Raw genomic sequence first — 11,496 nt, 5'->3', positions numbered from 1 at the left:
TTTTTATTCTCTTATCTTTAATATCCTCAAAACGAGCAATTAAAGATTGGAGTTGCGCTGATTGAATTCTTTCTCCCATTGACTTTTTCCAAAGCTAGGGCTTCTCATCCTTTTTTCCAATTTTAATGCGTTTGCCCTGGGAGCAGGGGGATTGCTTTGCATTGGCCCACCTCTTTTGTAAGTGTGGATGCCTTCAAACTGCCATTCGTAGGCCGCATCCGAGTTGTCCAAGTTGATGATTGGGCAGTAAGCCGAAACCGCAAAAATATCATCCGAAGCCTTTGCTGCGCCGACGACTTTGAGGTAGGGTTCGTAATCGGGGTGATTTCCCGTTGCGCCCAGCAGGGTCGACATAGCCCCTCCTGCACTGGTGCCATTAGAGATGATTTTGCGGGCATCTCCGGGCATTTTTTTATCGTTGAACACGAGGTAACGCACGGCAGCTTTTAAGTCGACGATTCCAGCGGGAGCTTTTCCGGTAAATTTGCCATTGGCGTCTTTCAAGCTACGGCCTCTTGCGCCAGCCGAAGCTACCACGTAGCCATGTGCTAAGGCTTCCAAAACGGTATTGGGGCGGGTAGGTCTGGCTGGTGCCGCTGGTATCTGCCCAGGAGCTCCCCCCGGAGGTGCTGGCATTGCCCCGCTCGGTGCATTCCCTCTCGCCTTGGCGGGTTGGGCGGGCATGTAGCCACCTACATTGTTTGGGAAAAAAATCGGGGCTGTTGCTGCGGTATAGCCATTGATGCTTAGCCCCTGGTAATATGCTTCAGGAACGTAGATATTCAGCTTTTGATAGGCAGTATCTACGGGATTCTGTACGTAGATGATGTTTTCGTAAGCCCTTACTTTGATGGTTTTGCCGTTGAGGGTCAGTTCTTGGTGGCTGAAGTTTTTGGCGTTAAAAACCAGGCTAAGTGGCTTTTGTCCAAAGGCTAAATTGGCCAGACTAAGCAGGGTGACAAAAGCGAAATATTTCAATTTGGCAGTTTCCATTGCTGTCGGTTTGTGGTTTTAGTTGAGCTCCAGGTTGTTGCAAAATAGCTCTCCAAGGCCAAAAACCCTAGCAAACGCAATATTATAATTCAAGGAGTTAATTGATTTTTAGGTCGTGATTTTTAATCTGTGCCAATTTACTTGAAAACACATACGCAATCGACTTTGCCCTCAATTTGGTATGTTCTGCTACTTCCCCAGCAAACAATTCGTCCATATTCTCCTCAAATAAACTGAGCCACCTTTCAAAATGGGTTTTATCCACAGGCAGAGGGACATGGGCGGCAAAAGGATTGCCTTTGTAACTTTGTACGCCAAAAATCAGGGTACTCCAAAACTGATACATTTTGGGCAAATGATTTTGCCACTCTACTTCAGCAAAATCATTGAACACATAAGACAATAGCGGGTCTTGATTGACCTTGGCATAGAAGGAGTCAACCATTAATTCAACATCTTGCTCGGTACGGATGTCTGCTTTGTGAATATCCATTGTTTGTTTTTATTTAAACTAAATCAAAAGTAGGCCGAACAATGAAGTACCCCAATGATATTTATCATCAAGTGTAGAATTGAACCATTTTTTTATTTTTGTACCATGAAAGCATCCATTCTCTCCTTCCTGTTTTTCCTGGCGCTGTCCATCGGACAAGCCCAAACGAGTCCTTCCGTGATTTTCATCGTTCGCCACTGCGAAAAAGCGATGGAAAGCACCGACAATCCCAATCTGGCCGAAGAAGGCAAGAAGCGCGCCGCGCACCTGGCTGAAATCCTGAAAAATACCGGGATCGAAGCGGTTTACTCTACCAATTACAAACGGACCATGCAAACAGCCGAGCCCCTGGCGAATGCCATGAAATTAAGCACCATGGTATATGAGCCCAGGGATGCCAATTTTGGTGAACAGCTGCGTAAATCCGGCAAAAAAGTATTGGTGGTGGGGCATTCCAATACCGTTCCCGATTTGTTGAATCAACTGTCCGGCACAAAAAATTACCAACCCAATGATGGCTATGGGGATTTGTGGGTAGTGACCATCCAGGAAGGGCAAGCAGCAACTATCTTGAAGCTCAGTTATTAAGACTTACAGCTTGTCCAAGACTTCCTTTTTGAATCCATACACACAATGCCGACAACCACTGCCGCAGCAACGTCCGCGCAACAGGTGGTACAACTCAGTGAATACCCAAAATCCATTCTCCTTGTAGTAGTGCAAACCTTCAATCAGCATTTCGCGCTGAGTGGGGAAGCGATGGCTCCGCGCAACCTTGATCAAATGCTCGTAATGCGCCAGGCAGTTTTTGCACAAACAATCGTACTGCGTTGTAGCCAAAAAGGCATGGGTTTCAGCAGAAACCTTCACCTCTGCGCACTGGCAATTGGCCACATCTCCTACTTTGCAGGTGAATGCAGTACGGCACCTTGGGCAACACTTTTCTTCGTGTTTTGCCCGAGTGGATTCAGCGGTCATTATTGATTGGCGACGCTCAGTGCAGGTTTTAAAGCGGGAATCTGGCGTTGCATCCAGGCAAAAGTGCCAAAGAGTGCAGTAGCATAGCACAAGTCACCCAGCAAAGTACCCTTCAAAAAAGGAATCCCCGCAGCGTAACAAGTCATCAATCCCCCAAAGTTTTGGGCATAAGTGGTACTGCCGATCCAGCAGCTAAAATTGGTGACCAAAAAGAAAATTGCGGAAGAACCGAGTGCACCCGCGGCAACCCGTTGCCAGCTGACTTTTTTGAAAATCAACAAACCCAGCAGGGCAATCAACACATAGCTACCGTACTGCCAGTAAAAGCCACCATAAAACCAGGTGAACTCAGGATAATAACGGGCATAAATGACATTGTTGATGAACAAATCGCTCAGCCAGGTAGCAGCAATGGGAATTAAAATAGCCTGCCACTTCTTTTGGAAATGGGCCGCACCAAATAGAGCGATCGCCCCCAATGGCGAAAAATTGAGCATGTGCGGAATCATCCGACTGAAGGCTGCTAGTAGGATCATAGCTGCGAGTACGCCAAAACGCAGCGAAAGTTTGGAATTGGTAGAATGCATTACAATTGACTTTTAGCTTTATACCGCGAAAGCATCGTCTGTTCGGAAAAGGCAGGTCTCCTGACTCGTAACATTTTCATCGTTCTTCCCGCCTTTCGACAGTGAACTTTGGTTGATGAAAACCTTGGTTGTTACTCACAGTTGCGCGACAGTTCGTGATTTGCACACGATTCCCTTTTTGTTTACCACGCTGCAAACACTGCGTAGTAAAACCTATCCCGGTTGATGAAGCAATGTGGAAAAGAACGTTATCAGGGGCAAGTTTAGGCATTTTGGATGAATTATGAGGGGTCTTAGGCAAAAAGAAATTTTGCCGTCGAACTCGGCAAGCCGACAATTCTGTTTTTTTCTAGGCTTGGTAGCAAATAGTCCTTGATTGGCAATATAAAAACAAGAATCTTGCGAAGGGGTTTTGATCAAGCCTTAAACCTGATCCTAAAAGAATCCAAACCCAATCTCATGAAACACACTACCCTTTATTTGCCGATTTTGTTTTTAGGGTTGCTTGCCAATGTAGTTGGCGCACAGATCAGCACAGCCTATCAGCCAATGGCAGTAGAAGGAGCGCATTGGATTTGTTTCAAAGCTTATGACACCCCCTGGGGGGATCAATATTACAGTTGGACCATCCGGGGCGACACCACCATAAATGGCCAAGGCTATAAAAAGGTGTACCGAGATGATTTTTTCATTGATCATTCAAAAGAACAATTGTCTCCATTTCCAACTGTCACTAAAACCACCTTAATCGCATTCCTTCGAGATCAAATTCCCGAACGCAAAGTTTTTGGAATTTTCCTTCCCCAGGCTAATTTTTACAAATGTGCTACCAATGAAGAATTGTTGCTTTTTGATTTCAATCTAGCCAAAGGAGACACCCTGAAATCTTGCTTTTTTGCTGATTACCAGTCTTTAAGATCTTCGCTGGTTGTAGACAGCATCACTTATGCCCCATACAATTGTGCTGCGGCATATCCCAATCACAATGTGGATGAATTACGGCGCACCATCAATGTAAATGGTTATTGGGCTTCTGTAATCCGGGAGAACAACGCGGAGATAATGGAAGGGATTGGATTCAAACAGTATGGTCCTTTTTTTGAAACCTGGCATGGCAGCGGATATCCAATTCCGCAATGGATAAAAACAGGCGGACTAATTTGTCACTGCATCGGTACCGATGCGGATTGTAATATCGTCACTTCAGCTCGAGCAATACCCTATCTACCCATCCGCATTTACCCTAACCCTGTGGAGGATCGCCTATATTTTGAATCTGGCTCAGACCCCGCATTTAAATCTTTGCGCGTGTACCACTCCAGCGGAGTTTTGCTCAAGCAATTGACACCATCGCCGGGGCAAAATTTTATTGATGTTCATGCGCTTCCTGCAGGGCATTTTTATCTTCAAGGATGGGGTTATAATGGGAGGACCTACTGGGGAAAATTCATTAAGCTTTAGTTGAATTATAGCCAGGCAAACTAAATGGCAAATGCGGCCTACTAAAAATCAAATCCTAAACCCCAAAAAAACAAGGCTGCACCCCGTCACAAAGGACGAAGCGCAGCACTTACTCTTGTTAGTAGGACGCCTTGAAAATTGGCTGACTAGCGTCTGGCCTGAAAGGACCTAAGTAAAATAAAAGGGTTTCTTAAAAAGGGCTGAAAAAAAGGCTAGACCAGCGGTGTCGCCACAATGAAGGGCGGATTCTAGTAAAAATCGCGGGGGGACGCGAAGTGTAGATCATCAGAGGAAATGTCCAATGATCTGCACCTCTAGCGGCGAGCACCCTTGGGTGCAGTATTCATAGCGGTGATAATACCGGCCCCAGCAACAAAAGCAGCAAAGGTTACGATAAGTACTAACATGACCGACCAGTTTTTTGTGTGTTCGTGATAAAATGATTTTGCGCTCCATTAAGGGGTTCAAATGGATTGCTCACGGGATAAAAAACTGATATGCATTGTGGGACCTATGGGAGGTGAAAAAACCAATATGATTTTCTCGTGACGCTAAATTGGGAAAAGTTTTTGAAATAACCAGCACATCAGTCAAAACTTTTTTAAAAATTAACACATTCATTTAATGATTAGAAATGAATCGCTATTTTTGCAACAATGTTGCATAAAATCCCTCAACATGAGAACTTTTTTTATTGTGATCGTATTGTTTGGAATAGGGGCCTTTCCCTCAGGGGCTCAAGCACAAAGCTTGGGCTGGCAAGCCTTTGCTCAGGTCAAATCAGAGACCAAATTTTTCAAAAATGAGGGGGTATACGTACTTACCCCAAAATTTGATGAAAAAATTAAATCCCTGGAAGGTATGTACTTCAGTTTACGGGGGTATTACATCCCCACTGAGGTACATTCAGACAAATGGATTGTGATGTCCAAAGTACCCATGTCACAATGTTTCTTTTGTGGAGGAGCGGGCCCCGAGTCCATTGCGATGATCAATTTTAAAGGAAAGGCGCCTAAATTCAAAACAGACCAAATCATTACCGTTCGGGGAAAACTGCGGCTCAACGATTCCAACCTGGATGAACTCAATTTTATTTTGGACGATTCTGAACTGGTCACTGCTCCAAGCAAATAATTACGATTGGTGATTGAAGCCCTCTTACGTTTCATCATCCTTGCTTGTATTGTCGGGCAAGCCAGGCGGCCCAATCAAGTAATGCAAAAACTTTGTCTGGAAAGGCCGAAATTTTGGAACAATGAACATTACAACTCCAACTCACCGGTGGCAAGTACATCCCAGGTATGGTCGGCCAGCAGCTTGATCGTAGCTACGAATTGGTAGGGGGCTTTGCTGCCCCACTCGCTTGGTGAAATCATCGACATAACGTCTTTGCCATTGTCGCGGCGGTACAGGTGATATATTTTCCCGATGATAGGACCAAAATTCATTTCGGCCAGGTAGATGCGTTCAGAGATGGAGACCCGGTTTTGAATGGCTTTGGCCTGGGAAGCAAGCAGTTCAATTTGTTGCCGGATCTGATCGAGGTCCATCTCCGTTTGTTCGTACATAGCGGTTACCGCACGCCCTTTGACCTTGCCTTTATCCGTAGGTTTGATGTTTACCCCGCCTCGTGTATGGGCATAAGGCAACAAGTGTGGATTTTCGGCAATTTTATCCTTATCAATTGGGTTGATGAATTCCTCTTTCTGGCGCTCAGACATAACAGTAAAATTGAGACTACAAAGTTAAGCCTTTTGAACAGAAGAGGTGCGGAAAAGTTCTGTGGGCCTAAAATTAAAAAGTTCCATCCGCTTACTAAGCTGTTCACAGAGCAGAGTCGAAGTGAGCAGTTTAGTGAGCAAATGGAACTTTGGAACTTGATGATCTGATTATTTACTTCAGTCTGAAAGTTCCTTTGCCAGAAAGATAGCCTTTGTTGTACACTTCTACCTTGTAATCACCTTCTTCAAAAGGTGCACCTGGTGCAATTGAAGCACAAACTTTAGACTCACCTTTGTTATAGCTGGTCGTTTTTGCTTTGGAGAAAGGCACCGCATCGCCGGAGCCACTGGTAAAAGAACCTTCAGAAGCCAATGTTTCACCTTTTGGAGTGATCACACGTACATGGAATACTTCTTGACCTACTTCCGCATTTTCGTTAGGAATGATTTCGAAGCAAACATCCACCTGGTTAACTTTTTTGGCGCTATTGCTCTTACTTGGTTTTTTCTGATCTTTGGTGATCAAACCAGTTGTTTCAACTTCCTGAACCTTGATTGACGAAGCAGCGGTTACTTTTTTGGAAAGTTCTTCCTTGGTTTTTTCCAAATCGGCCTTAGCAGTCTCCAAAGAAGATTTTTCAGTACTCAACTGGCTGGTGGTTGCTTTTTCAGCTTCCAATGAAGTTGCCAATTGTGTTTTTTCTTCTCCTAAACGGGTTACGTCCCCTTTCAAGGTTTCGTTCTCCCCACGCAGGGTGTTTACTTCAGCCAAAAGCTGATTGATGCGGCCTTGCAAGTTAGCTACCTCAGCACGTGCTTTGGACAAATTGCCTTTATCTTTCAACAAGGTTTCAATTCTGGCTTTAGAAGCGTCCAGTTCTTGTTTTTGTTGATCGATCAAAGAATTCAACTCTTCATTGGTTCCACGCATACCTTCCAACTCCGACAAGGCAGAATAGTATTGCTTGTTGAGTTCTTCCTTCAATTTAGTGGTCTCATCTAGGTCAGCTGCCAATTCAGTGTTTTGGGATTTGAGCTGGCTACGATTGTAGATCATGTAACCATTGATACCCAACAAAACAACAATTACTGCAACGGCAGCAATAAGAAGCGTACTTTTAGAATTGTTTCCAGATGTGGTTGACATAGTTTTTTGGTTTTTTGTTGACAAAAAGTTTTGGGAAATACAAAAAAGAAAACAAAAATTAAGAAAAAAGGAACTGTTTTTAATACTTTTTTGTATTTCAGAAAAAGCAATTGCACAACGACCCGAAGTTTGCTAATATTGTCTACCCAAATACAAAATTGGATATGCTGGAACAAATTGACATTGCCAATGTCCTTTTTTTAGACATCGAAACGGTAAGTGCAACCCACACTTTTGCTGAACTTTCAGAAGATTTCCAATACTTGTGGAAGGCAAAAAGCACTGCTCTGTTCAAAACGGAAGTGGATGCAACTGACGATGAGCTGAATGAAACCTACCGCGACCGGGCGGCTATCTATGCCGAGTTTGGAAAAATTATGTGCATATCAGTAGGTGTAGTATATCGAGATAAAGATGACAAACGGCTGAAGGTCCGCTTGAAATCTTTTGCTGGCCACGATGAAGCACAGTTGTTGCGAGACTTTTCAGAATTAATGGCCCAGCATTACCCTAGCCCCGGCAAACATTTTATTTGTGGCCACAACATCAAGGAGTTTGACATTCCCTACATCTGCCGACGGATGGTTGTGCACCAATTGCCCTTTCCCAATCTCCTAGATTTAGAAGGGAAAAAACCCTGGGAAACCCTCCATTTGTTGGATACCATGGAAATGTGGAAGTTTGGAGACCGTAAAAATTACACGTCCTTAAAGGTACTTGCCGCTTTGCTCAATTTCCCTTCCCCTAAGGATGACATTGATGGCAGCCAGGTAGGAAGAGTGTATTGGGACGAAAAGGATGTAGAACGGATTTCGTTTTATTGTGAAAAGGATGTGTTGGCAACAATTCAACTTTTCTTGCGGTATCGAAGAGCACCCATTTTAGAAGAGGACCAGGTGACTCATATCCGATAAAAAGGTTTATCAAGGGAAGACATAAAATAGATTTGCAATATTCAAAAAATAAGAATATCTTTGGCCAATCTAAATCTTCGACCGAAGATAACTTTCCAAATCCTCCACCATACTTACCGTTTCCTAAAGGGAAGATACCGTTCCCTGAGATTCACTACCGTTGCCTAAACGAACATTGCTGTTCTGAAAAGCAGTTATATCTTTGTCTCAGTTTTCTCATAGTATGTTTAATTCTCCTACACTCTTTATGCTGAGTGTAGGTTTTTTTTTGCCCTTTTTTGCCCTTTTTATGGCTCATACCCATTCTTGCGAGTACATTTCTGTATTGCGCCTACCGCTTCCTAAGTTTAAACAACCATTCAGCACTGATCCGTGGCATAGCCTAATTGGGACACACTTTATAACTTGTTCCATTCTATCTTTGAACCGTAGTTTTCTCATAGTATGTTGTCCGGCTCCCGCATCGGTACCTCCTTGATGCGGGAGTCTCTTTTTTTGGCCCTATTATTTTCTCTCCTGTTTCAAAATAATTTCAAACCTCTGCTCTAAACGGTATCCATTTTCATCCACCAAAGTCAACAAATGTTTTCCTGCTGGTGGCTCCAAAGCAAACTGGTGAAAGGTTTGGGTGGTGCCTATGAAATCCTGGTCGAGATGCCAGTGGATTTTGGCGTTGGCTCTGCGGTGGGCTACCTGAAAAATAGTCTTGGATTTGCGGCCATCCAGGTCAATGGGGACAAAAATCCGACTGGCTTGCCGGGGGTAGATCAATTGCATTGGGCTCGCATCATTGCCCAAAACAGCCTTGCAATCTGGATGAAAAGCAGGAAGTACCGCATATTCCGGGTGGCGCTGACGATAATAAAATTCTTCCAAAGGAGGTAAAACCAACCATGGACGGTGTACAATTTGACTTGGCAAATAACATTGTGCATTTACTTGGTACTGCTCGTTTTGGTCTAAGTGAATCAATTGATGAAAAGTACAAACCGCACTGTTGCTGGCTTTCTTGGGTACTCGGGAAGTATCGATTGGACAGTACTGCCCGGCCCGAAAACCGGACTCCGGGCAAACTTCAACCCTGGTCAAGTCATCGTAAGGTGGAGAAAACCAGGTAGTAGCAGGCAACAAACCAAAGGTTTCGAATAAAATAGGTGCGGCCGCTAAAGTACCCACCAATCCCGGACGCCCTTCTCCATTCGCATTGCCAGCCCAAACACCAACTACATATTCTGGGGTGACCCCAATGGCCCATGCATCCCGAAACCCAAAACTGGTCCCGGTTTTCCATGCTACCCTTCGACTGGTACTGAACTGCTGCCATTCTCCTTCTGCTCCCGGGCGCTGCACCTCTTGCATGGCCTCAAATGTTGCCCAAATACTACCTGCAGAGAAAACTTCTGGATTGCTATCCAGGTCTTTTAGTTTGGGCACAGCTTGCGCTGGAACAGGCACGTAAGAAAGCCCGTGATAATCACTAGGGTCATATCGGCCGCTGTATCGCGGGAAATGCCCTAAAACCCGAGCCATGGATGCGTACATACCACAAAGGTCCCATAACTTGGTTTCTGCTCCACCCAAAATTAGGGACAACCCATAATGCCCAGGGGCCTGAGTCAGGGTGCTCATGCCTAATTTTTTGAGCTGAAAATGGAAACGGTCATAATCGTATTGGCGCAGCAAATCTACAAAGGGGATGTTCAGAGACCGGGCCAGGGCTTCACTGGCTGGAACCAGACCATCATAACCTTCCTGAAAATTTTCAGGACGATAACCATTGATGTTCATGGGTACATCAGGCAAAAGGCTACGGGGCAAAATTAAACCATCCTGTAGAGCCAGGCCATACAAAAAAGGTTTGAGGATGCTACCACTACTTCTAGGCGCCGTAACAACATCAACCTGCTCCCCATGATCAGCACCAGCCTGAGGGGCATTCCCCACATAAGCTAGGACTTCACCACTGCGTACATCAGCTACCAAAATGGCGAGGTTGTGAATCTGGCTGAATTTCAACAATTCTTGATGGCGTTGCGCCAGGTTCATCACCTGTTCTTGAAGCCCGATTTGAATGCTGCTACGGAGCCGCAGATGCCCTTTTTCCAAAGCAATTCGATCTAATAAATGGGGTGCCAGGCGAGGTAAAGGATGGGGCGCTGCGGGCAGCTCCTCGGATTTGGCCAATTCGCAGGTTGTTTTGTCAAGGATACCTTTAGCAGCAAGGCGGTCCAGGAGTTTGTTGCGTTTTTCCAATAAAGCACTCCGGTTGCGACCAGGATGGATCATGGATGGACTGTTGGGCAAAACAGCCAGGAGTGCTCCCTCTGCCCAGGATAACATGGCCGGAGATTTACCAAAGTACCGCCAGGCTGCCGCCTCAATCCCCACCACATTCCCTCCAAATGGAGCATTCGCAGCATAAAAGCGTAAGATTTTCGCTTTGGAGTAACCAAACTCCAGCCGAGTTGCCAAAAGCACCTCGATAATTTTTTGGGGAATACTTCGTGCTGGGTTTCCTTTGGCCATCCTGATTACCTGCATGCTGATGGTACTTCCTCCACTTACGATTCTACCCCGCTGGAGGTTTTGAAAAATAGCCCGAATCAGTGCGAATGGATCAACTCCCTGATGATGGAAAAAATTCTGATCTTCAAATTCAATCAAAGACTGAATATACACCTCGGGAATGCTATCTGGTTCTGGAAAACGCCATTGGCCGTCTGCCGCGATTCGTGCTGAAAGCAACTCAAAATGAACATCTTCGACAACTTGGCTCACTGGAGACTCAAAAAGAGGGGAGGGTAAACAGAAAAGATACCAAAAGATAAAAATAAATCCGACCCCCAGAGAAATACTGAGCGGTTTAACTTGCTGATAGTTGATTAAGAGTGACTTAATGAGTTGTAAGCGCTCAATAAATTCCCCGAAAACAGGCCAGAAAACACGTAGGATAAATGTTTTAATTCGATTCATGACCCTGCAAATTAAGGGTTTTTTAGTTTTTTTTTTCGAGCCCCTTGAATTATTGGTATACATTACCTTAAATTTGAGATGGATTTGTTCGCCTTTAAGTTTAGCTGATTTGATTGAGTGTGTTTTTTTGACTTCACTTCCATTGCTTCACTTAGTGGCTTTACATCATCAAAATCAGTTGTTTTTGTTTTTCATCCATAATTATTTCATTCCTTTATTTTTTTCAAAT

Annotated in this window: 11 protein-coding genes and 1 riboswitch; of the genes, 4 read left to right on the top strand and 7 right to left on the bottom strand. The window is 44.6% G+C overall.

Annotation, left to right across the window (positions count from 1 at the left end; translation table 11 throughout):
- Nucleotides 1-39: 39 nt before the first annotated feature.
- Nucleotides 40-993, bottom strand: a complete 954-nt coding sequence (locus SFV55_RS29840; RefSeq protein WP_320033265.1) for a subtype B tannase — start codon at nt 991-993, stop codon at nt 40-42.
- A 97-nt stretch (nt 994-1,090) separates the two neighbouring features.
- The gene (locus SFV55_RS29835) at nt 1,091-1,486 is read right to left on the bottom strand and encodes a group III truncated hemoglobin (protein ID WP_320033264.1); all 396 of its coding nucleotides are present in this window, start codon (nt 1,484-1,486) and stop codon (nt 1,091-1,093) included.
- Nucleotides 1,487-1,591: 105 nt separating this feature from the next.
- Between SFV55_RS29835 and SFV55_RS29830 the strand changes: the two genes are divergently transcribed.
- The gene (locus SFV55_RS29830; protein WP_320033263.1) at nt 1,592-2,074 is read left to right on the top strand and encodes a phosphoglycerate mutase family protein; all 483 of its coding nucleotides are present in this window, start codon (nt 1,592-1,594) and stop codon (nt 2,072-2,074) included.
- 3 nt (nt 2,075-2,077) lie between these two features.
- Here the strand turns inward: SFV55_RS29830 and SFV55_RS29825 are convergent, their stop codons facing one another.
- Both SFV55_RS29825 and SFV55_RS29820 read right to left on the bottom strand, forming a co-directional pair.
- On the bottom strand, nt 2,078-2,464 hold the full coding sequence (locus tag SFV55_RS29825; protein WP_320033262.1) for a cysteine-rich CWC family protein: 387 nt from the start codon (nt 2,462-2,464) through the stop codon (nt 2,078-2,080).
- Nucleotides 2,464-3,051 carry a DUF6580 family putative transport protein gene (locus SFV55_RS29820; protein WP_320033261.1) on the bottom strand — a complete coding sequence of 196 codons (588 nt, stop codon included), beginning with the start codon at nt 3,049-3,051 and terminating at the stop codon, nt 2,464-2,466. The genes SFV55_RS29825 and SFV55_RS29820 overlap by 1 nt, the downstream gene beginning before the upstream one ends.
- A gap of 32 nt (nt 3,052-3,083) precedes the next feature.
- Nucleotides 3,084-3,283: riboswitch (cobalamin riboswitch) on the bottom strand.
- Between the two features lie 227 nt (nt 3,284-3,510).
- Between SFV55_RS29820 and SFV55_RS29815 the strand changes: the two genes are divergently transcribed.
- Together SFV55_RS29815 and SFV55_RS29810 are read left to right on the top strand one after the other, a co-directional pair.
- Nucleotides 3,511-4,512: a T9SS type A sorting domain-containing protein gene (locus SFV55_RS29815; RefSeq protein ID WP_320033260.1), complete on the top strand. Its 1,002-nt coding sequence runs from the start codon at nt 3,511-3,513 to the stop codon at nt 4,510-4,512.
- Between the two features lie 678 nt (nt 4,513-5,190).
- Nucleotides 5,191-5,646, top strand: coding sequence for a hypothetical protein (locus tag SFV55_RS29810; protein WP_320033259.1), 456 nt, complete (start codon nt 5,191-5,193; stop codon nt 5,644-5,646).
- A gap of 128 nt (nt 5,647-5,774) precedes the next feature.
- On the opposite strand, the gene SFV55_RS29805 is transcribed toward SFV55_RS29810, so the two are convergent.
- Nucleotides 5,775-6,233 carry a DUF2452 domain-containing protein gene (locus SFV55_RS29805; protein WP_320033258.1) on the bottom strand — a complete coding sequence of 153 codons (459 nt, stop codon included), beginning with the start codon at nt 6,231-6,233 and terminating at the stop codon, nt 5,775-5,777.
- A gap of 172 nt (nt 6,234-6,405) precedes the next feature.
- On the bottom strand, nt 6,406-7,380 hold the full coding sequence (locus SFV55_RS29800; RefSeq protein WP_320033257.1) for a hypothetical protein: 975 nt from the start codon (nt 7,378-7,380) through the stop codon (nt 6,406-6,408).
- 164 nt (nt 7,381-7,544) lie between these two features.
- Between SFV55_RS29800 and SFV55_RS29795 the strand changes: the two genes are divergently transcribed.
- The gene (locus SFV55_RS29795) at nt 7,545-8,294 is read left to right on the top strand and encodes a 3'-5' exonuclease (RefSeq protein WP_320033256.1); all 750 of its coding nucleotides are present in this window, start codon (nt 7,545-7,547) and stop codon (nt 8,292-8,294) included.
- Between the two features lie 504 nt (nt 8,295-8,798).
- Here the strand turns inward: SFV55_RS29795 and pbpC are convergent.
- Nucleotides 8,799-11,267 (bottom strand): penicillin-binding protein 1C, encoded by a 2,469-nt coding sequence (pbpC, locus tag SFV55_RS29790; protein ID WP_320033255.1) that lies wholly within the window; start codon nt 11,265-11,267, stop codon nt 8,799-8,801.
- Between the last annotated feature and the right edge of the window lie 229 nt (nt 11,268-11,496).

The sequence above is a fragment of the Haliscomenobacter sp. genome, assembly GCF_033763495.1.
Classification (GTDB): domain Bacteria; phylum Bacteroidota; class Bacteroidia; order Chitinophagales; family Saprospiraceae; genus Haliscomenobacter.
Note: the sequence above shows the minus strand (reverse complement) of the source record. Positions and strands in the feature narration are given on the sequence as shown.